The following is a 19,711-nucleotide window of genomic DNA, read 5'->3' as shown; positions in this document are numbered from 1 at the left end:
TCAGGCCACCTGGGAAGTAAGTTGCTGGCCCAGCAAATGCTTGAGCAGGGCCCGGTAAGCGGCCACCCCTCGGCTTTTGGGGTCGAATTGCGACGGGGTTCGCCCGGCCCGGCTGGCGTCGCGCAGCCGCGTGTCTACCGGGATATAGCCCTCCCACACGTTCTGTGGCCACCGGTCGCGCAGCACCTTGAGGGTGCTCAGCGATGCCTGGGTACGGCGGTCGAACAGCGTCGGTACGATGGAAAAGGGCAATGCTTGCTTGCGCGAGCGGTTGATCATCGCCAGGGTGTTGACCATACGTTCCAGGCCATTGACGGCCAAATGCTCGGTTTGGCAGGGCAGCACCAGTTGCTGGCTCGCCGCCAGGGCGTTGACCATCAGCACGCCCAGCAACGGCGGGCTGTCGATCAAGGCATAGTCGAAGTCTTGCCACAACTGTGCCAGGGTCTTGGCGATCACCAGGCCCAAACCACTTTGGCCAGGCGATTGGCGCTCTAAAGTGGCCAGGGCGGTGCTAGATGCGAGCAACGATATGGCATCGTGGCTCGTGGGCTGTAGCAGTTGGCCAGGCAAGCCATCCGGCACGCTGCCCTTGTGCAAGAACAGGTCGAAACAACTGTGTTCCAGCGCGTCGGGGTTCAGGCCAAAATAGCTGGTCATCGAGCCGTGGGGGTCGAGGTCAACGACCAGCACGCGCTGGCCGGCGTCGGCCAGCAGGCCCGCCAGGGCAATGGACGTGGTGGTTTTACCCACGCCCCCTTTTTGATTGGCTACTGCCCACACTCTCATGCGCTCGGATCTCGTTTTTCAGGTTAGGGCGCGGGTGCCGGGCTTTTGACGGCCCCGCCCGCTCCTGATGGCGTTGCCCCAGCTGGTGCACTTTGTGTGCCAGCCCGCTTCAGCGCCGCATCCGGGGTCGCGTTGGCCGTGCCGGTACCGGTTAGGCTGCGGCGCACTTCAAGGTTGCGAGAGATCACCAGTACCACCCGGCGGTTGCGCGAACGGCCGTCGGCACTATCGTTACTGGCCACCGGCTGGAATTCACCATAGCCCACCGCGGCCAAGCGATTGGGGTCGATGCCGTCCATCGCGAGCATGCGCACGATGCTCGCCGCTCGCGCGGTGGAGAGCTCCCAGTTGGTGGGGTACTGGGCGGTGCGGATCGGCTGGTTGTCGGTAAAGCCCTCCACGTGTACCGGGTTGCCGAACGGCGCCAGCACCTTGGCCACTTTGTCGATGATCTCAAACGCCTTGTCGCTGGGAATGGCATCGCCACTGGGAAATAACAACCCGGATTTAAGCTCGATCTCGATCCACAGTTCATTGCCGCGCACGGTCATCTGGTCGCTGGCGATCAGGTCGCCGAACGCGGTGCGAACGTCATCGGTGATGGCCTTGAGCGGGTCGGCCTGGCCGAGGGCCGTGTCACTGGCCGGGTGGTCGGTGTTCAGCGGGGTCGCCGGCTGGGTCGACAGCGGTTTTTCCTCGCCGATCGGTATGGGCTCGATGCTGCGCTGTTGCTCGTTGAATACACCCACCAGGGCTTGCGACAGCACTTTGTACTTGCCTTCATTGATCGAGGAGATCGAATACATCACCACGAAAAAAGCGAACAGCAGGGTGATGAAGTCGGCGTAGCTGACCAGCCACCGTTCATGATTTTCGTGTTCCTCGACCAGCCGGCGACGACGCATCAGTTCACTCCATGAAGCCTTGCAGCTTCAGTTCGATCGAGCGTGGGTTCTCGCCTTCGGCAATCGACAAAAGCCCCTCCAGGAGCATTTCCCGATAGCGCGCCTGGCGGTGCACGATGGCCTTGAGCTTGTTGGCCATCGGTAACAGCACCAGGTTGGCGGACGCCACACCGTAGATAGTGGCCACGAAAGCCACTGCAATGCCGCTGCCGAGTTGCGACGGGTCAGCGAGGTTGCCCATCACGTGGATCAAGCCCATCACCGCGCCGATGATACCGATGGTCGGTGCGTAGCCGCCCATGCACTCGAAGACCTTGGCGGCCGCCAGGTCGCGCCCCTCCTGCGTCAGAAAATCCACTTCAAGCACCCCGCGCAGCGATTCGGGCTCGCTGCCGTCTACTAGCAGTTGCAAGCCTTTGCGCGCGTAAGGGTCCGGTTCGCTGTCGGCCATCGCTTCCAGGCCCAACAAGCCTTCCTTGCGCGCCACCAGGCTCCAGCCCACCACACGGTCGATACCGCCGGCCAGGTCGATGCTCGGTGGGAAGAAAATCCAACGGGCGATCCCCAGGGCGCGCTTGAATGCGCTGACCGGCGTTTGTAACAACGCCGCGGCCAAGGTGCCCCCCAGCACGATCAGCGCGGCGGGGCCATTGGCCAGCGATGGCAAGTGGCCGCCGTCGAGAAAGTTACCGCCGATGATGGCCACGAACGCCAGGATGATACCGATCAGGCTCAACGCATCCATCAGTAGCACGCCTCTACCAAGTGGCGGCCGATGTCATCCAGGCCATACACCGCATCGGCCAGGCCCGCCTTGGCAATGGCCATGGGCATGCCGTAGATCACGCAACTGGCTTCGTCCTGGGCCCACACCTGGCCACCGCCCTGCTTGAGCAAACGCGCGCCTTCGCGCCCATCGGCGCCCATGCCGGTCAGCACCACGGCGAGCACTTTGTCGCCAAACGACTTGGCCGCCGAGCCAAAGGTAATGTCCACAGACGGCTTGTAGTTCAGGCGCTCGTCGCCGGGAAGGATCTTCACCGCGCCGCGGGCATCGATCATCATCTGCTTACCGCCGGGGGCGAGTAACGCCAAGCCCGGGCGCAAAGTGTCGCCGTCTTCGGCTTCCTTGACGCTGATACGGCAGAGTTTATCCAGGCGCTCGGCAAAAGCTTTGGTGAACGCCGCCGGCATATGCTGGATGAGTACGATGGGCGCGGGAAAGCCGGCGGGCAGTTGGGTCAACACGCGCTGCAAGGCCACAGGCCCACCCGTGGAGGTACCAATGGCCACCAATTTATAGGCCTTGCGCTTGGGCGCGGGGCTTGCCGGCGGCACGGCAGGGCGCTGTGCGGGGCGTACCGTAGCCGGTGCCGGCAGCGGGCCTGGGGCGCTGGGGCGCAGCGCCGGTGCCACCGGCGGCGTGGGGGTGGCGAAGGCACTGAAGCGGCGGTTGCTGTGGGCGATGAGGTGGATCTTCTCGCACAGCAGTTGCCGCACCCGCTCCGGGTTACGGGAAATATCTTCGAAGTTTTTCGGCAGGTAATCCACCGCGCCGGCGTCGAGCGCATCGAGCGTGACGCGGGCGCCTTCATGGGTCAGTGAGCTGAACATCAACACCGGCGTGGGGCAACGCTGCATGATGTGGCGTACCGCGGTAATGCCGTCCATCATCGGCATTTCGTAGTCCATGGTGATCACATCGGGCTTCAGCGCCAGGGCTTGGTCGATCGCTTCACGCCCATTGGTCGCGGTGCCCACCACCTGCAGGCTGGTGTCGGATGCGAGGATTTCCGATACGCGGCGCCGGAAAAAACCCGAGTCGTCGACCACCAGGACTTTCACTGCCATTGTTCACTCCATTACCAGGCGCCCGCGGCGGGCCGGCCCCCGGGGTCTTAGATGCGCCGCGAGGCGTAACGCTTGAGCATGCTGGGAACGTCGAGAATCAACGCGATACGGCCATCGCCGGTGATGGTGGCGCCAGACATGCCAGGGGTACCTTGCAGCATCTTGCCCAACGGCTTGATCACCACTTCTTCCTGGCCAACCAGTTGGTCGACCACAAAGCCGATGCGCTGGGTGCCCACCGAGAGGATCACCACGTGGCCTTCGCGCTGTTGTTCGGCGCTGGCGGCATTGTTCACCAGCCACCGCTTGAGGTAGAACAGCGGCAACGCCTTGTCGCGCACGATGACCACTTCCTGGCCGTCGACCACGTTGGTACGCGACAGGTCAAGGTGGAAGATTTCATTGACGCTCACCAGCGGGAAGGCGAACGCCTGCTCGCCCAGCATCACCATCAGGGTGGGCATGATGGCCAAGGTCAGCGGCACCTTGATCACGATCTTGGAGCCCTGGCCCTTGGCCGAGAAGATGTTGATCGAGCCATTGAGCTGGGCGATCTTGGTCTTGACCACGTCCATGCCCACGCCACGGCCAGACACGTCGGAGATTTCCGTTTTGGTCGAAAAGCCTGGGGCGAAGATCAGGTTGTAGCAGTCCGACTCACTCAGGCGGTCGGCGGCGTCTTTGTCCATCAGGCCTTTTTCAACGGCCTTGGTGCGCAGCACGTTAGGGTCCATGCCCTTGCCGTCATCGGAGATCGACAACAGGATGTGATCGCCTTCCTGCTCAGCCGACAGCACCACCCGGCCACCGCGCACCTTGCCACTGGCCTCGCGCTCTTCGGGCGTTTCCACGCCGTGGTCGCAGGCGTTGCGCACCAAGTGCACCAGCGGGTCGGCCAGGGCCTCGACAAGGTTTTTATCCAGGTCGGTTTCCTCGCCCACCAACTCCAGGTTGATTTCTTTCTTCAATTGCCGTGCAAGGTCGCGCACCAAGCGCGGAAAGCGCCCGAAGACTTTCTTGATCGGCTGCATACGGGTTTTCATCACCGCGGTTTGCAGGTCTGCGGTGACCACATCGAGGTTCGACACCGCCTTGGCCATGGCTTCATCGCTGCTGTTGGCGCCCAGGCGTACCAAACGGTTACGCACCAATACCAGTTCGCCGACCATGTTCATGATTTCATCCAGCCGCGCGGTATCGACCCGCACGGTGGTTTCGGCTTCGCTGGCGGCCGGCTTTTCGGCCACCGGCGCACGTGCCGGTGCGGGTGCCACGGCTGGGGCGGCCGGCTCGCTGCGGGCAGGCTGGGGGCGCGGCGCGGGCGCGGCGGCGGCAGGCTTGGCCACCGGCGCTGTGGCCGCTGCGGCGGCGGTTGCTACTTCGCCGGTGAATTTGCCTTTGCCGTGCAACTCATCGAGTAGCGATTCGAATTCGTCGTCGGTGATCAACTCACCCCCGCCCGCCGCGGCCGGGGCGGGGGCCGCCGGCGCGGGCGGTTTGCCGGTGGCGAACGTGCCCTTGCCATGCAGTTGGTCGAGCAGCGCCTCGAATTCATCGTCGCTGATTTCATCGCCGCCGCTGGCTGCCGGTGCGGCCGGGGTCTGCGCGGCCGCTGGGGTTGCCGGGGCCGCGAGGTTGTCCGCGGCAAACTGGCCCTTGCCGTGCAGTTGGTCGAGCAACGCTTCGAATTCCGAATCGGTTATTTCATCGGCGGGCACATCGCCTGGTACGGCAGGCCCAGCCTGGGCTTGGCCGTTGTCCAATGAGTGCAGCAGCGCTTCGAACTCGGCATCGGAAATATCGCCACCGGCCGGTTCGGCCGCCGCGGCTGGGGTTGCCGGTGGCGCTACTGGCGGTGCGGTGCCGGCGGGTTCGGCCAGGCGCGCCAAGGCTTCGAGCAACTGCGGGCTGGCCGGGGTAACAGGGCTGCGCTCACGCACCTGGCCGAACATGCTGTTAACGGTATCGAGGGCTTCGAGCACCACATCCATCAGTTCGGCATCGACGCGCCGCTCACCCTTGCGCAGGATGTCGAACACGTTCTCGGCGATATGGCAGCACTCCACCAGCTCATGGAGCTGAAGAAAGCCGGCACCGCCCTTGACCGTGTGGAAACCACGGAATATCGCATTGAGCAAGTCCGCATCGTCGGGGCGGCTTTCCAGCTCGACCAATTGCTCGGACAACTGCTCGAGGATCTCGCCGGCCTCTACCAGGAAATCCTGGAGGATTTCTTCATCGGCGCCGAAGCTCATGTGGGGTGCTCCTGGAATTCGTTAAGTGCTGCCCGGCCGCGGCGGTTCGGCGCCTGGCCTGGATAATCGCCGGGCCGGGAATCAGAAGCCCAGGCTCGACAGCAGGTCGTCCACGTCGTCTTGACCGGAAACCACATCATCACGCTTATCGGCATGAATCTGCGGACCTTCACCCCTATCAGGATATTTTTCCTGATTTTTTTCCTGTTCAAGCGCTTCGCGGTCATGGCGGATACCGGCAAAGCGGTCCACCTGGCTTGCCATCAGCACCAACTTCAGCAGGTTGCCTTCCACCTCGGTCACCAGCTTGGTGACACGCTTGATCACCTGGCCGGTGAGGTCCTGGAAGTCCTGCGCCAGCAGGATATCGTTCAGGTGCGTGGCAAGGCCCGTGGCATCGACTTCGCTGCGCGCCAGGAAGGTGTCTACCCGCTTGACCAACTCGCGGAACTCATCGGCACTCACTTCCTTGCGCATGAACCGCTGCCAATCGGCGCGTAGGGCACCGGCGGCATCGCCAAACTCATGGACCAGGGGCATGCTCTGCTCGACCAAGTCCATGGTGCGGTTGGCCGCTTTCTCGGTCAGGCGCACCACATAGTCCAGGCGCTCGGTGGCGTCGGTGATCTGCGAGGCGTCCTGGGCTTCGGGCAGCCGAGGGTCGATCTGGAAGCTTACGATCGCGCTGTGCAACTCGCGGGTCAGCTTGCCGACCTCTTGGTACAGGCCGCGGTCGCGGGCCTGGTTCAGCTCATGGATCAGCTCGACCGCCTCGCCGAACTTCCCTTGTTCAAGGCTTTCGACCAACTCATGGGCGTGCTTTTTCAGGGTGGACTCAAAGTCCCCCATTGACGAATCTATTGGCTCCATGGGGCCCCCGTGGCGAGCTTCAGCTATTGACGCGCTCGAAAATCTTTTCGATTTTCTCTTTGAGCACCTGCGCGGTGAAGGGCTTGACCACGTAGCCGTTGACGCCGGCCTGGGCCGCTTCGATGATCTGCTCACGCTTCGCTTCGGCGGTGACCATCAGCACCGGCAGGTGCTTCAAGCGGTCGTCAGCGCGCACGGTGCGCAGCAAGTCGATGCCAGACATACCCGGCATGTTCCAATCGGTCACCAGGAAGTCGAAATTGCCGCTGTGCAGCATGGGCAGCGCCGAGTTGCCGTCGTCGGCTTCGGCGGTGTTGGTGAACCCGAGATCACGCAATAAATTCTTGATGATCCGCCGCATCGTCGAGAAATCGTCAACGATGAGGATTTTCATGTTCTTGTCCAAGTAGACCTCCAAGCAGTCTCTAACGCGCCCAGCCCGAGGGGCGCGAGCATCCAAACCAGTTACATTACGCGACTGCCTGAGCAGGCGTGGCGCGGTGATATCACACAGCCAGCACCTTGATCCAGCAAATCATTCCAATGGCCTACAACTTCCTACCGGGCCCGCCACTCCCCCAACCGGCTGCGCAACCGCGCCGCGCATTGGCTGTGCAATTGGCTGACCCTGGACTCGCTGACCCCCAGCACCTCGCCGATTTCCTTGAGGTTCAACTCCTCGTCGTAGTACAGCGACAGCACCAAGCGCTCACGCTCAGGCAGGTTGGCGATGGCCTCTGCCAGGGCTTTCTGAAAACGCTCGTCTTCCAGCCCTCGCGACGGCTCGCCGCTGCCCACGCCCTCCTCGTGGCCGCTTTCGTGTTCGCCGTCTTGCAACAGGTCGTCGAAACTGAATAACCGGCTGCCCAGGGTGTCGTTGAGGATCCCGTAGTATTCGTTCAGGCTCATCTTGAGTTCGGCAGCAACCTCGTGATCTTTAGCGTCACGGCCGGTTCTTGCTTCGATAGCGCGAATGGCGTCACTGACCATGCGTGTATTACGGTGCACCGAACGCGGCGCCCAATCGCCCTTGCGCACCTCATCGAGCATGGCCCCACGGATGCGAATGCCGGCGTAGGTTTCGAAACTGGCGCCCTTGCTGGAATCGTACTTGGTCGACACTTCCAGTAAGCCGATCATCCCCGCTTGGATCAAATCTTCGACTTGCACGCTGGCGGGCAGGCGTGCCAACAGGTGGTAGGCGATGCGTTTGACCAGCGGCGCATAGCGCTCGATCAATTGGTACTGTTGCGCCTGGCGTGAAGCTTTGTCGTACATCCGATATCCACTGGCGCTCATGATACGGGCCCCGCACTGGTTTGCTGTACCAATCGTTCGACGAAGAACTCCAGGTGCCCGCGTGGGTTGGCAGGCAGGGGCCAGGTATCGACCTTTTGCGCAATGGCCTTGAACGCCAGGGCGCACTTGGAGCGCGGGAACGCTTCATAGACCGCACGTTGCTTTTGCACGGCCTTGCGTACCGTTTCGTCGTAAGGCACCGCACCCACGTACTGCAGGGCAACGTCGAGGAAACGGTCAGTGACTTTGGTCAGTTTAGCGAACAAATTACGCCCCTCTTGGGGGCTCTGGGCCATGTTGGCCAACACCCGGAAGCGGTTCATGCCATAGTCGCGGTTCAGCAGCTTGATCAGCGCATAGGCATCGGTAATGGAGGTCGGCTCATCGCACACCACCAACAGCACCTCTTGTGCGGCGCGCACGAAGCTGACCACTGAGTCGCCAATGCCGGCGGCGGTGTCGATCACCAGCACGTCGAGGTTATCGCCAATTTCGCTGAAGGCCTGGATCAGCCCGGCATGCTGCGCCGGGGTGAGGTGCACCATGCTTTGGGTGCCCGAAGCGGCGGGCACGATACGAATGCCACCGGGGCCTTGCAACAACACGTCGCGCAGGTCACAGCGGCCTTCGATGACGTCGGCCAGGGTGCGTTTGGGTGTCAGGCCCAATAACACGTCGACATTGGCCAAGCCAAGGTCGGCATCGAGCAACATCACTCGCCGGCCGAGGTCGGCCAGCGCCAGCGAGAGGTTCACTGACACGTTTGTTTTGCCGACGCCACCCTTGCCGCCGGTCACCGCGATCACCTGTACGGGATGCATGCTGCCCATTCGTTCTTTACCTTGTCACTTCAGACCGAGGCCACGCGAGGCTGCCAGGGGCAACATCTCACGCAGGTAGATTGCACTGATCATCGCTATTTCATCTCAACTGGCACGTTTACCGGGGTTATGGTAGAGATCGGCGAACATGTCGGCCATGGCCTCTTCGCTGGGCTCTTGCGGAATTTGCACACTGACCGCGCGGCTGACCAATTGGTGCTTGCGCGGCAGGTGCAGGTCGTCGGGAATACGCGGCCCGTCCGTAAGGTACGCCACCGGTAATTGGTGATCGATGGCCAGGCTCAGCACTTCACCCAGGCTTGCCGTTTCGTCAAGTTTGGTCAGGATACAGCCGGCCAACCCACAACGTTTGTAGCTGTGGTAGGCGGCAGTGAGCACCTGCTTCTGGCTGGTAGTGGCCAGCACCAGGTAATTTCGCGCGTGGATGCCGCGCCCGGCCAGGCTTTCGAGCTGCAGCTTCAAGGCCGGGTCGCTGGCCTGCAAGCCAGCGGTGTCGATCAGCACCACGCGTTTGCGCAGCACCGGCTCCAGCGCCTGGGCCAACGATTGGCCCGGGTCGACGTGGGTCACCGGTACGTTGAGGATGCGCCCCAACGTTTTAAGTTGTTCCTGGGCACCGATGCGAAAACCGTCCATGCTCACCAATGCGATGTTGTGCGCGCCATATTTAAGTACGTAACGCGCCGCGAGCTTGGCCAGCGTCGTGGTCTTGCCCATGCCGGCGGGGCCGACCATGGCGATGACCCCGCCCTCTTCGAGCGGTTCTACCTCGGGGGTGTCGATCATCCGCGCCAAATGCGCCAGCAACAGCCGCCAGGCCTGGCGCGGTTCGCTGTAATCGCCCACCTGTTCGAGCAGGGTGCGCGCCAACGGGCCAGATAATCCGATACGCTGCAAACGCCGCCAAAGGTTGGCCTGCTCCGGGCGGCTGCCCTGCAATTGCGACCATGCCAGCGAGCCCAGTTGCACTTCGAGCAATTCGCGAAGGCCGCTGAGCTCTTGGCGCATCGAGTCGAACAATTGTTGGTCTACCGCTGGAGCCACCGGCTGGGCAGGTGCCGGGGCCGCAGCGGCGCGCGCCGGCTCGTCGAAATGGGGCTCGATCAGCGGCTCGGCGGCGGTCAGCGGCAAGCCGGCGAACAATTGGCGATTGTTGCTGCCGCCACTGTCTGCACCCCGGTTGGACAGTTCGGCCTGGGCCGACACGATACGCGATTGCGTTTTGCGCAATTCGCTTTCCAGTTCCCGGTTGGGCTCACGCGGGGTCAATGCGGACAATGCGTAATCCAGCGCGGCGGTCAGCTCAACGCCGCCGGCGATGCGGCGGTTGCCGATGATGGCAGCGTCGGCGCCCAGCTCATCGCGCACCAGCTTCATCGCCTGGCGCATGTCGGCTGCAAAAAAACGCTTCACTTGCATATTCCGCTACCTCAGCCGTTGGGCCCTACTGTCGCCACGATCGTCACTTGTTTGTTGTCGGGTATTTCCTGATACGCCAGCACGTGCAAATTCGGTACTGCCAAGCGCCCGAAGCGCGAGAGCATCGCCCGAACCGGCCCGGCCACCAGCAGAATCGCCGGTTGGCCGAGCATTTCCTGGCGCTGTGCAGCTTCGATCAACGAACGCTGCAAGCGTTCCGCCATGCCAGGTTCGAGCAAAACGCCTTCTTCCTGACCCTGCCCAGCCTTCTGTAGGCTATTGAGCAATATCTGTTCCAACTTGGGTTCCAAGGTGATCACAGGCAGCTGCGACTCAACTCCCACAATGCTTTGCACGATTGCGCGGGACAACGCCGCGCGAACATGCTGCACCAGCGCGGCGGTATCTTGACTCCTGCCGGCGTTGTTAGCGATGGCTTCGGCGATGGTACGAATGTCGCGTACCGGTACCTGTTCAGCCAACAGCGCTTGAAGCACCTTGAGCAGCGCTGACAACGACACCACCCCTGGGACCAACTCCTCGGCAAGCTTGGGTGAAGCCTTGGCCAGCACCTGCAGCAGTTGCTGAACCTCCTCGTGGCCTAGTAGCTCATGGGCGTGTTTTTGCAATATCTGGTTCAGGTGGGTGGCCACGACGGTACTGGCATCGACCACGGTGTAGCCCAGCGACTGCGCCTGGGCCCGGGCGCTGATCTCGATCCACACCGCCTCCAGGCCGAAGGCCGGGTCACGGGCTTGGATGCCATTGAGGGTGCCGAATACCTGGCCGGGGTTGATGGCAAGCTCGCGGTCCGGGTAGATCTCAGCCTCTGCCAGAATCACCCCCATCAGCGTCAGCCGATAAGCGCTGGGCGACAGGTCGAGGTTGTCGCGAATATGCACCGTCGGCATGAGAAAGCCCAAGTCTTGGGACAGCTTCTTGCGCACGCCCTTGATACGCGCCAGCAACTCACCCCCTTGGTTGCGGTCGACCAGCGGAATCAAGCGGTAGCCCACTTCCAACCCGATCATGTCGATGGGCGTGACGTCATCCCAGCCCAGTTCCTTGGTTTGCGCCGCCCGCTGTGGCGAGGGCAGCAGTTCCTGCTGGCGGGCCGCTTCGGCTGCCGTGCGCAACTTCACGTCGTTTTGTTTTTTCCAGATCAGGTAGGCCCCACCCCCGGCCATCAACGCCAGGCTGAGGAAGGCGACGTGCGGCATGCCCGGCACCAACCCCATCACCGCCATCAGCCCTGCCGCCACCGCCAACGCCTTGGGCGAATCGAACATTTGCCGGGTAATCTGCTTACCCATTTCTTCCGAGCCGCTGGCGCGGGTGACCATCACCGCTGCCGCGGTAGACAGCAGCAACGAGGGCAACTGCGCCACCAAACCGTCACCGATGGTCAGCAAGGCATAGGTCTTGCCGGCATCGGCAAAGCTCAGCCCGTGCTGCAGGATGCCGATGGCCATGCCACCGATGAGGTTGATGAACAGGATCAACAAGCCGGCGATCGCATCACCGCGCACGAATTTACTGGCGCCGTCCATCGAGCCGTAGAATTCGGCCTCGGCCGCCACCTCGGCACGGCGTGCCTTGGCGCCGGCCTGGTCGACCAAGCCGGCGTTGAGGTCGGCGTCGATCGCCATTTGCTTGCCAGGCATGGCATCGAGGGTAAAGCGCGCGCTGACTTCCGAAATACGCCCAGCACCCTTGGTCACCACCACGAAGTTGATGATCATCAGGATGGCGAACACCACGGCGCCCACCACATAGTTACCGCCGATCACCACCTCGCCGAAGGCCTGGATTACCTTGCCCGCCGCCTGGTGCCCCAGGTGGCCGTTGAGCATTACCACCCGGGTGGAGGCCACGTTCAACGCCAGGCGCAGCAACGTGGCCACCAGCAAAATGGTCGGGAACACCGCAAAGTCCAGTGGCCGCAGGGCATAGACGCTCACCAACAGCACCACGATCGACAGCGCGATGTTGAATGTAAAGAACACGTCGAGCAAAAACGGCGGCACCGGCAGCGTCATCATGGCGAGCATGATCAACAGCAGTATCGGCACCCCGAGGTTACCCCGGGCCAAGCCTCGAGCATTGTTCAGCAGTTGCGTGCGATCCACCGCCATATTCATTCCCCAGCAAACTTTTGACGCTTTGGGTGGGGTATTGCAAGAAGCTCTCCACACTCGGGCAAGCTTCATACTTTCGACGGCGCCCTGCAGTAAGCGTTCGCCCGTGCGCGGGCAAGCGGTGTTACGCCGACGGGTTAGGCTCGTCTTCGTCCCGGCGTAAGTCCGGCGGAATGGGCACATCTTTGGGGGCCTGCGGGCGCTTGCCCCGCCCGGCACGGTATTGACGGATCTGATACACATACGCCAGCACCTGGGCCACGGCCATGTAAAGGCCGGCGGGTATTTGTTGTTCGACCTCGGTGGAGTAGTAGATCGAACGGGCCAGGGCGGGTGATTCCATGATCTGGATGTGGTACTCGGCAGCAATCTCGCGAATCTTCAATGCCGTCATGTCCACACCCTTGGCCAGCAACATCGGCGCACCGGCCTGCTCAGCGTCGTATTTAAGCGCCACGGCATAATGGGTCGGGTTGGTGATCACCACGTCGGCCTTGGGTACGTTGGCCATCATGCGCCGTTGGGAAATCTCCCGCTGCATCTGCCGAATGCGCCCTTTTACCTCCGGCTTGCCTTCGGTTTCCTTGTATTCGTCGCGGATCTCCTGCTTGGTCATCCGCAGCTTCTGGGCGCTCTGGTAAAGCTGGATGGGCACGTCGACGCCGGCGATGATGAGCAGCCCCAACGCCATGTACAGGCTGCTCCAGCCCACCACCTGCAAGGCATGTGCGATCGCCTGCTGCAACGGCTCGTTGGCGATGGCCATCAGGTCGTTGCGGTCTTTGAGCAGCACGAACACCGCCACCGCCAGGGTGATACCAAACTTGCCCAGCGCCTTGAGCAGTTCGGTGACCGAGTGCATCGAAAACATCCGTTTAAGCCCCGACACGGGGTTCATACGGCTGAACTTGGGTGCCATCGAGCCCGCCGCGAACAGCCAGCCCCCCAGGCTGACAGGGCCAATGATCGCCGCCAGCAGTAGCATGATCATCACCGGCTGGGTGGCTTGCGCCGCCTCCCAGGCCGAACGCAGCAGGTAGATACCCATTTGGTGGGTATCGGCCACCACCTCGCGCGGCAGCGTGAAGCTCTCGCGCATCAGTTGCATCATCGTGCGCGCCATACCGCCACCGAAGGCCAGCAACGCACCCGCACCGGCCAGCATCACCACGAAAGTGTTGAGGTCGCGCGAGCGGGCGATCTCGCCTTGCGCCCGGGACTCACGCTTGCGTTTGTCTGTGGCCGCTTCTGTTTTGTCTTGCCCGCCTTCGCTTTCAGCCATCGCGTCACCTGGCCCGCGCCAGTTCGCGTAGCCACTGCAGGGCTTCGCTGGCCAGCGATTGGTATTGGTTGAGAATATCGGCCATGTTGAGCCAGAGGATCACCATGCCCAACACGATGGTCACCGGCATACCGACGGAGAAGATATTCAGCTGCGGCGCGGCGCGTGTCATCACGCCCAGGGCGACGTTGACCACCAGCAACGCGGTGACCGCCGGCAGCACCAGCAAAATCGCCGCCCCCAGTACCCAACTCAAGCGGTTGGCCAACTCCCAGAATTGCCCGGTGAGCAGGCCGCCGTCTACCGGCAGGGTGGTAAAGCTTTCCACCAGTACCTCGAACACCACCAGGTGGCCGTTCATCGACAAGAACAGCAACGTCACCAGCATGTTGAAGAATTGGCTCACGGTGGCCACGTTCACCCCGTTGACCGGGTCGACCATCGAGGCAAAGGCCATCCCCATCTGGATCGCGACCACCTGCCCGGCAATCACGAACACCTGGAACAGCATCTGGATCGCCAGGCCCATCAGGGCGCCGATCACGATTTGCTCGGCGCACAGCAGCAGCGCGTGCAGGTCCAACGCGTTGAGCTGCGGCATCGGTGGCAGCACCGGCACGATCGCCAGGGTGATCGCCAAGGCCATGTACAAGCGAATGCGCGCCGACACCATGTCGGCACCGAACAGCGGCAGGGTCATCAGCAGGGCGGCTACCCGGAACAGCGGCAGCAGAAAGGCGGCCACCCAGCCGCCAATTTGCGCGTCGGTAAGGTGCAGCACGTCAGCCAATCAGCTGCGGGATGTTGTGGTAAAGCTCCAGGATGTAATCCATGAACTCGCGGACCATCCATGGCCCGAGCACGATCAGGGTGATCAGCATCACGATCATCCGCGGCAAAAAACTCAAGGTCTGCTCGTTGATCTGGGTGGCCGCCTGGAACATGGCCACCACCAACCCCACCAGCAGGCTGGGCAGTACCATCACCGCCACCATCAAGGTGGTCAGCCACAGGGCGCCGCGAAACAGGTCGGTTGCGACTTCTGGAGTCATTGGCTTACCTCGCTCAGGTTGCTCATACGCCGCCGAAGCTGCTGGCCAAAGTGCCGATGATCAGCGCCCAGCCATCGACCAGCACGAACAGCATCAGCTTGAACGGCAACGAAATAATCAGTGGCGAGAGCATCATCATGCCCATGGCCATCAGCACGCTTGCCACCACCAGGTCGATGATCAGGAACGGGATGAAAATCATGAAGCCGATCTGGAACGCGGTTTTGAGCTCGGAGGTCACGAAGGCAGGTATCACGATGGCCAAGGGTGTCGCGTCGGGGCTGGCGATATCGGTACGCTTGGACAACCGCACGAACAGGTCCAGGTCGCTCTGGCGGGTTTGCGTCAGCATAAAGGCTTTCACCGGCACCTCTGCCTTGGCCAAGGCATCCTGGGCGCTGAGCTGGTTACTCAAGTACGGCTGCAAGGCCTCGTTATTCACCCGGTCGAACACCGGTGCCATGATGAAAAACGTCAAGAACAATGCCATGCCGGTGAGCAACTGGTTCGACGGCGTTTGCTGCAGGCCCAAGGCCTGGCGCAGGATAGAAAACACGATAATGATACGGGTGAAACTGGTCATCAGCATCACGCACGCCGGGATGAAACTCAGCGCCGTCATGATCAGCAAAATTTGCAGGTTGACCGAATACTCCTGCTGGCCATTAGCCCCAGAGGTCAAGGTAATCGCCGGCACCTGCAGCGGGTCGGCCGCCAGCGCCAGCGGCGCCAGTAACCCCAACCCCACCCCCACACCTAGCCACAATACCCAGCGCAGTGCGCGCATCAGTGCTTATCCTTTTGGTCCTTGCCGAGCAGTTCCATCAGCCGCTGGGCGAATTCAGGCGCAACCGGCTCGGCCTTTTCCGGCATCGCCACCGGTTTCGCCATCACGTGCAGCGGGGTGATGCGCCCTGGCGAGATACCGAGCAGTACCTGCTCATCGCCCACTTGCACCAGCAGCAGCCGGTCGCGCGGGCCAAGGGCGCGTGCGCCGACCAGTTCGATCACTTGGCGGCCGCCGCGTGGCGAGGCCTGTTGCATGCGCTTGAGCACCCAGGCCAAGCCCACGATCACGCCCAGCACCACCAGCAAGCCGATCACGGTTTGCAGCAGTTGCCCGCCCGTGCCGCCGAGCAGCGAAGACTGGCTGGCGGCCTGGGCCACGGGCTCGGCGCCCCAAGCCGCCAGCGGTAGGGCAAGCGGCGGGGCGAGCAACGCCATCAGCAACCGGCCCATCAGCGCAGCTTCTTGATGCGTTCGGTGGGGCTGATCACGTCGGTAAGGCGGATGCCGAACTTCTCGTTCACCACCACCACCTCGCCGTGGGCAATCAGCGTGCCGTTGACCAGCACGTCGAGCGGTTCACCCGCCAGCCGATCGAGCTCGATCACCGAGCCCTGGTTCAATTGCAGCAAGTTACGGATATTGATTTCGGTGCTGCCCACTTCCATGGAGATCATCACTGGAATGTCCAGGATCACGTCCAGGTTCGGCCCTTCCAGGCCAAAGTTCTCCACCGGTTTTGGCGGGGTGCCGAACTCTTCCATCGGCAGCCGCGCGCCCTTGGGCTGTTGCGCCGCATCCGCAGCCAACAAGGCGTCGATATCGCCTTGGCCACCCTCTCCGGCCTCGTTCAATGCTGCCGCCCACTCATCGGCCAGGGCTTGATCGCCCGCGGAGACCGCGTCTTTTTCATCAGCCATTTCGGTTCCTCGAAAATCTGCTTGTCGGTATCGCGGTCAACGGCGCTCTACCGGTGAAGTAATCTGTAGGGCCAGGGCGCCCTTGTGCGAGCCCAGGCGAGCTTTGAACGCGGGCACGCCATTGGCGCGCATCACCAGTTCGTCGGGCAACTCGACCGGGATCACATCGCCCGGTTGCATGTGCAAAATATCGCGCAACTTGAGGGTGCGCCGGGCGACGGTTGCACTCAGCGGCACGGCCACATCCAGCACGTCTTCGCGCAGCGCCTTGACCCAGCGTTCGTCCTGGTCGTCCAGGTCGGACTGAAACCCCGCATCGAGCATTTCGCGCACCGGCTCGATCATCGAATAGGGCATGGTCACGTGGAGGTCGCCGCCACCGCCGTCCAATTCGATGTGGAAGGTCGACACCACGATCGCTTCGCTGGGCCCGACGATATTGGCCATTGCCGGGTTCACTTCTGAATTGATGTATTCGAAGCTGACCTCCATCACAGCCTGCCAGGCCTCTTTCAGGTCGACGAACGCTTGGTCGAGCACCATGCGCACCACGCGCAATTCGGTAGGGGTAAACTCACGGCCCTCGATCTTGGCGTGGCGACCATCACCGCCAAAAAAATTATCGACCAGCTTGAATACCAGCTTGGCGTCGAGAATGAACAACGCCGTGCCGCGCAGTGGCTTGACCTTGACCAGGTTCAGGCTGGTGGGTACGTACAGCGAGTGCACATATTCGCCGAACTTCATCACCTGCACCCCGCCCACCGCCACGTCCGCGGAACGGCGCAGCAAGTTGAACATGCTGATACGGGTATAGCGGGCGAAGCGTTCGTTGATCATTTCCAGCGTCGGCATACGCCCACGCACAATGCGGTCCTGGCTGGTGAGGTCGTAGGTTTTGACGCTGCCAGGTTCTACCAGGCTTTCGGTCTGCACCAAGCCGTCGTCCACGCCATGCAGCAAGGCGTCGATTTCATCCTGGGACAACAGGTCCTGAACGGCCATTCGGGCTTTCCTATTGCAACACGAAGTTGGTGAACAGCAACTGGTCGACGACCAGCTTGCCGATTTCTTTCTGCGCCACTTCCTGAACGCTGGCAGTGGCTTTTTGGCGAAGCATTTCAGTCCCTACCGGGCTCGCCAATTGGTTGAAATCCTGCCCTGATAACAGTAGCACCAGGTTATTGCGGATCACCGGCATGTGCTCTTTAAGCGCGGCCATGCCCTCGGCATCGTGGCTCATCAGGGTAATGCTCACCTGCAGGTAACGTTGGCGCCCCTGCTGCGCAAGGTTGACCACGAACGCCGGCTGCAGTGCCTCGTAAATCGCCGCCGGTTTGGCGGTGGCCACCGTCGCGGCGTCAGCGGGCTTTTCGTCCTTGTTCTGGGACTTGTGCAGAAAGAACCAGGTTCCCGCCACCGACCCACCGATAGCGACCAACAGTACCAGCACCATCAAGATAATGAACTTAAGCTTGCCTTGTTTGGCGGGGGTCGCTGTATCGCCCGCTACCGGGTCGTTCTTTGCCATGCCAATATTCCGTCGCCGTTACAGGGGTTTACTTGGGATACAGGCCATGAGGCAAGGGTTGTGCCAGATTCCAAATACGCCAGCAGGCCACTCGCGAATCGCTACAAAAAAGCAGACCCGAAATACCATAGGCTATGAGGCTTCGCCGGCCCGGCGGCTGGGAAGTTCACATAACCATGGGCGGCGTATTGGCTGCCCGGTAAGCCCTGGCGGCGGGATCGGCACGCGGCACGGCCCGGCCAGTTAAGGGCACCGTCAAAAGGGCGCAGTTAACATCTAGGGCGCCACGCTAGGGGATATGGCGGGTGGGGGCCGCCATTTACGCGTAATAATCGACGGCACTGCTGCCGATCACGACCTGTGGCTGGCTAGCCGCTTCGGCCTGGCTAACCTCGCCTATGGCGCCCTCGCCGCCCTGCCCGCCCGCACCGCCACTGCCGCGCTGGCCATTGGCGGCCAATTGTTGCTGCTGTTGCTGTTGCTGCTGTTGCTGTTGCTGTTGCTGGCGCGACTGGTCGGAGACGTTCACGTCCACATTGCCCAAGCCCTGTTGCGACAGCATGTCGCGCAAGCGGCCTTGCTGGTTGTCGAGTGCTTCGCGAACCGCCGGGTGAACGCTGCTGAAGGTGACCTGGGTTTGCTGGTCGGCCGTCACGTCGACGCGGATGTCCAGGCGGCCCAATTCCAGCGGGTGCAATTGGATATCGGCCGACTTCAGGTTTTGGCTCGACAGGTACATCACCCGGTTCACCAACCCTTCGCTCCACCCGCTTTGCTGCATCTGCAGCGGCTGCTGGCTGGCAGCCGCCGCAGCGGTTTTGTCGCCCGCCGGGGTGGCGGCCGTAAGGCTGTGCAAGCGGCTGGCGAAATCTTCGGCGCGCGGTGCGGGGCTGCCGCTTGCCGTGGCTTGGCTGGCGTCATCGCTGGGCTTGGCCAGCGAAGCGTCGCCCTGCCCGGCGGTGCCATCTTCCGCTTTTGGTGGTTGCGCCAACGCGCTGAGGTTGTCGGCGAAGGGCTGCTGCCCATCGCTTTGCTCACCCTTGCCGTTACCCTCGGCCGGCTGCGCGTGGGCCGAGGTGGTGCCTTGTGCCTTGGCGTTCTGCTCCAGGGCCATACGCACCATGGGTAAACCTTCCAGCGGGTCGGCCGCCGGGTCAAAATCATCGCCCTGGCTATCATCGTTCGCGGCCACCGGCGCCGGCACCGGGGCAGTGGCTGCCGCGGCTTGCTGCGCCAGGGCGCTGGGGTCAGGCTGCGCCGCGGCAGGTTCCGCCGGCACCGCCGGCAACGGCGCCAGGTTCTGCTCTGGCAGCGGGGCAGGCACCACCACGCTGGCCTGGGCGCCATCGCTGGCCAAGGCTGGGTCGTCATCGCTGGCAACCGTGTCGTCGTCCTTGGCGGCCTTATCGCCCTTCGAAGGCTTGTCGGTTTTCGCGTCTGCCTCGCCTGCCGGTGCCGATTCTTTACTGGCCGGCAATTTCTTGCCGCCATCGGCAACCTGGGCTTTTTTTACGCCACCGCCATCGGTGGCCGACGGCTTATCGTCGGCGCCACTGGCCAATTGGCCATGCAGCGTGGTACGGCTGGTGGCGTTAGCGCTGGGCTGTTGGTTGGCGTAGACGTCCGAGAAGCTGGGGCCCGTGCCGTTGCTGAGCTCGGCCGCTGTCGCCGCACCAGCGCTGGTGGCGCTGTTGGCGGTAGTGGTCGGGCTCAGTTGCAGCAATGAATTGGAAGCGACAGGCATGAGCGGGGTCCCCGGTGCGCTGGTGGAA

At 62.4% G+C, this 19,711-nt stretch carries 20 protein-coding genes; all 20 read right to left on the bottom strand.

From position 1 onward, the window contains the following. On the bottom strand, positions 1–789 hold the full coding sequence (locus HAQ05_RS17185; protein WP_190422745.1) for a ParA family protein: 789 nt from the start codon (positions 787–789) through the stop codon (positions 1–3). A 23-nt stretch (positions 790–812) separates the two neighbouring features. Continuing rightward, entirely contained in the window at positions 813–1,694 is an 882-nt protein-coding gene (motD, locus tag HAQ05_RS17180) for a flagellar motor protein MotD (RefSeq protein ID WP_190422743.1), read from the bottom strand. A gap of 4 nt (positions 1,695–1,698) precedes the next feature. Continuing rightward, positions 1,699–2,439 carry a flagellar motor protein gene (locus HAQ05_RS17175; protein ID WP_190422741.1) on the bottom strand — a complete coding sequence of 247 codons (741 nt, stop codon included), beginning with the start codon at positions 2,437–2,439 and terminating at the stop codon, positions 1,699–1,701. Continuing rightward, a complete protein-coding gene (locus HAQ05_RS17170) occupies positions 2,439–3,545 on the bottom strand; it encodes a protein-glutamate methylesterase/protein-glutamine glutaminase (protein ID WP_190422739.1) in 1,107 nt (368 codons plus the stop codon). Before HAQ05_RS17170 ends, HAQ05_RS17175 begins: the two co-directional genes overlap by 1 nt. A 47-nt stretch (positions 3,546–3,592) precedes the next feature. Then, complete coding sequence (locus tag HAQ05_RS17165) at positions 3,593–5,800, bottom strand: chemotaxis protein CheA (RefSeq protein WP_190422737.1); 2,208 nt, start codon at positions 5,798–5,800, stop codon at positions 3,593–3,595. 81 nt (positions 5,801–5,881) lie between these two features. Continuing rightward, positions 5,882–6,670, bottom strand: a complete 789-nt coding sequence (locus HAQ05_RS17160) for a protein phosphatase CheZ (protein ID WP_190422735.1) — start codon at positions 6,668–6,670, stop codon at positions 5,882–5,884. A gap of 19 nt (positions 6,671–6,689) precedes the next feature. Next, positions 6,690–7,064 carry a chemotaxis response regulator CheY gene (locus tag HAQ05_RS17155; protein WP_190422733.1) on the bottom strand — a complete coding sequence of 125 codons (375 nt, stop codon included), beginning with the start codon at positions 7,062–7,064 and terminating at the stop codon, positions 6,690–6,692. 164 nt (positions 7,065–7,228) lie between these two features. After that, the gene (gene fliA, locus HAQ05_RS17150; RefSeq protein ID WP_338050250.1) at positions 7,229–7,972 is read right to left on the bottom strand and encodes an RNA polymerase sigma factor FliA; all 744 of its coding nucleotides are present in this window, start codon (positions 7,970–7,972) and stop codon (positions 7,229–7,231) included. Continuing rightward, positions 7,966–8,799: a flagellar synthesis regulator FleN gene (fleN, locus tag HAQ05_RS17145; RefSeq protein WP_190422729.1), complete on the bottom strand. Its 834-nt coding sequence runs from the start codon at positions 8,797–8,799 to the stop codon at positions 7,966–7,968. Before fleN ends, fliA begins: the two co-directional genes overlap by 7 nt. A gap of 96 nt (positions 8,800–8,895) precedes the next feature. Next, entirely contained in the window at positions 8,896–10,230 is a 1,335-nt protein-coding gene (gene flhF / locus HAQ05_RS17140; protein ID WP_190422727.1) for a flagellar biosynthesis GTPase FlhF, read from the bottom strand. An 11-nt stretch (positions 10,231–10,241) separates the two neighbouring features. Then, positions 10,242–12,359, bottom strand: a complete 2,118-nt coding sequence (gene flhA, locus HAQ05_RS17135; RefSeq protein ID WP_190422763.1) for a flagellar biosynthesis protein FlhA — start codon at positions 12,357–12,359, stop codon at positions 10,242–10,244. A 133-nt stretch (positions 12,360–12,492) separates the two neighbouring features. Next, positions 12,493–13,650, bottom strand: a complete 1,158-nt coding sequence (gene flhB, locus HAQ05_RS17130) for a flagellar biosynthesis protein FlhB (RefSeq protein ID WP_190422725.1) — start codon at positions 13,648–13,650, stop codon at positions 12,493–12,495. Positions 13,651–13,654: 4 nt separating this feature from the next. Then, positions 13,655–14,431, bottom strand: a complete 777-nt coding sequence (fliR, locus tag HAQ05_RS17125; RefSeq protein ID WP_420825778.1) for a flagellar biosynthetic protein FliR — start codon at positions 14,429–14,431, stop codon at positions 13,655–13,657. A gap of 1 nt (position 14,432) precedes the next feature. Further along, positions 14,433–14,702, bottom strand: coding sequence for a flagellar biosynthesis protein FliQ (gene fliQ / locus HAQ05_RS17120; protein ID WP_190422721.1), 270 nt, complete (start codon positions 14,700–14,702; stop codon positions 14,433–14,435). Between the two features lie 22 nt (positions 14,703–14,724). Continuing rightward, positions 14,725–15,489: a flagellar type III secretion system pore protein FliP gene (fliP, locus tag HAQ05_RS17115; protein ID WP_190422719.1), complete on the bottom strand. Its 765-nt coding sequence runs from the start codon at positions 15,487–15,489 to the stop codon at positions 14,725–14,727. Beyond that, positions 15,489–15,941, bottom strand: a complete 453-nt coding sequence (gene fliO / locus HAQ05_RS17110; RefSeq protein ID WP_190422718.1) for a flagellar biosynthetic protein FliO — start codon at positions 15,939–15,941, stop codon at positions 15,489–15,491. The genes fliP and fliO overlap by 1 nt, the downstream gene beginning before the upstream one ends. Next, a complete protein-coding gene (fliN, locus tag HAQ05_RS17105) occupies positions 15,941–16,408 on the bottom strand; it encodes a flagellar motor switch protein FliN (protein ID WP_190422717.1) in 468 nt (155 codons plus the stop codon). The genes fliO and fliN overlap by 1 nt, the downstream gene beginning before the upstream one ends. 36 nt (positions 16,409–16,444) lie before the next feature. After that, positions 16,445–17,413 (bottom strand): flagellar motor switch protein FliM, encoded by a 969-nt coding sequence (gene fliM, locus HAQ05_RS17100; RefSeq protein WP_190422716.1) that lies wholly within the window; start codon positions 17,411–17,413, stop codon positions 16,445–16,447. Between the two features lie 10 nt (positions 17,414–17,423). Continuing rightward, positions 17,424–17,939: a flagellar basal body-associated protein FliL gene (gene fliL, locus HAQ05_RS17095; protein WP_190422715.1), complete on the bottom strand. Its 516-nt coding sequence runs from the start codon at positions 17,937–17,939 to the stop codon at positions 17,424–17,426. A gap of 319 nt (positions 17,940–18,258) precedes the next feature. Then, positions 18,259–19,683 (bottom strand): flagellar hook-length control protein FliK, encoded by a 1,425-nt coding sequence (locus tag HAQ05_RS17090; RefSeq protein WP_190422714.1) that lies wholly within the window; start codon positions 19,681–19,683, stop codon positions 18,259–18,261. Between the last annotated feature and the right edge of the window lie 28 nt (positions 19,684–19,711).

This window comes from Pseudomonas typographi, assembly GCF_014694385.1.
GTDB classification, from domain to species: Bacteria; Pseudomonadota; Gammaproteobacteria; order Pseudomonadales; family Pseudomonadaceae; genus Aquipseudomonas; species Aquipseudomonas typographi.
Note: the sequence above shows the minus strand (reverse complement) of the source record. Positions and strands in the feature narration are given on the sequence as shown.

Bases quoted from the DNA above. Each gene is read 5' to 3' on its own strand.
- flhB (WP_190422725.1), bottom strand. From the start codon at position 13,650: ATGGCTGAAAGCGAAGGCGGGCAAGACAAAACAGAAGCGGCCACAGAC.
- HAQ05_RS17185 (WP_190422745.1), bottom strand. From the start codon at position 789: ATGAGAGTGTGGGCAGTAGCCAATCAAAAAGGGGGCGTGGGTAAAACC.
- HAQ05_RS17175 (WP_190422741.1), bottom strand. From the start codon at position 2,439: ATGGATGCGTTGAGCCTGATCGGTATCATCCTGGCGTTCGTGGCCATC.
- HAQ05_RS17170 (WP_190422739.1), bottom strand. From the start codon at position 3,545: ATGGCAGTGAAAGTCCTGGTGGTCGACGACTCGGGTTTTTTCCGGCGC.
- fliL (WP_190422715.1), bottom strand. From the start codon at position 17,939: ATGGCAAAGAACGACCCGGTAGCGGGCGATACAGCGACCCCCGCCAAA.
- HAQ05_RS17090 (WP_190422714.1), bottom strand. From the start codon at position 19,683: ATGCCTGTCGCTTCCAATTCATTGCTGCAACTGAGCCCGACCACTACC.
- fliO (WP_190422718.1), bottom strand. From the start codon at position 15,941: ATGGGCCGGTTGCTGATGGCGTTGCTCGCCCCGCCGCTTGCCCTACCG.
- fleN (WP_190422729.1), bottom strand. From the start codon at position 8,799: ATGGGCAGCATGCATCCCGTACAGGTGATCGCGGTGACCGGCGGCAAG.
- HAQ05_RS17155 (WP_190422733.1), bottom strand. From the start codon at position 7,064: ATGAAAATCCTCATCGTTGACGATTTCTCGACGATGCGGCGGATCATC.
- HAQ05_RS17160 (WP_190422735.1), bottom strand. From the start codon at position 6,670: ATGGAGCCAATAGATTCGTCAATGGGGGACTTTGAGTCCACCCTGAAA.
- fliM (WP_190422716.1), bottom strand. From the start codon at position 17,413: ATGGCCGTTCAGGACCTGTTGTCCCAGGATGAAATCGACGCCTTGCTG.
- fliP (WP_190422719.1), bottom strand. From the start codon at position 15,489: ATGCGCGCACTGCGCTGGGTATTGTGGCTAGGTGTGGGGGTGGGGTTG.
- flhF (WP_190422727.1), bottom strand. From the start codon at position 10,230: ATGCAAGTGAAGCGTTTTTTTGCAGCCGACATGCGCCAGGCGATGAAG.
- HAQ05_RS17165 (WP_190422737.1), bottom strand. From the start codon at position 5,800: ATGAGCTTCGGCGCCGATGAAGAAATCCTCCAGGATTTCCTGGTAGAG.
- fliQ (WP_190422721.1), bottom strand. From the start codon at position 14,702: ATGACTCCAGAAGTCGCAACCGACCTGTTTCGCGGCGCCCTGTGGCTG.
- fliN (WP_190422717.1), bottom strand. From the start codon at position 16,408: ATGGCTGATGAAAAAGACGCGGTCTCCGCGGGCGATCAAGCCCTGGCC.
- motD (WP_190422743.1), bottom strand. From the start codon at position 1,694: ATGCGTCGTCGCCGGCTGGTCGAGGAACACGAAAATCATGAACGGTGG.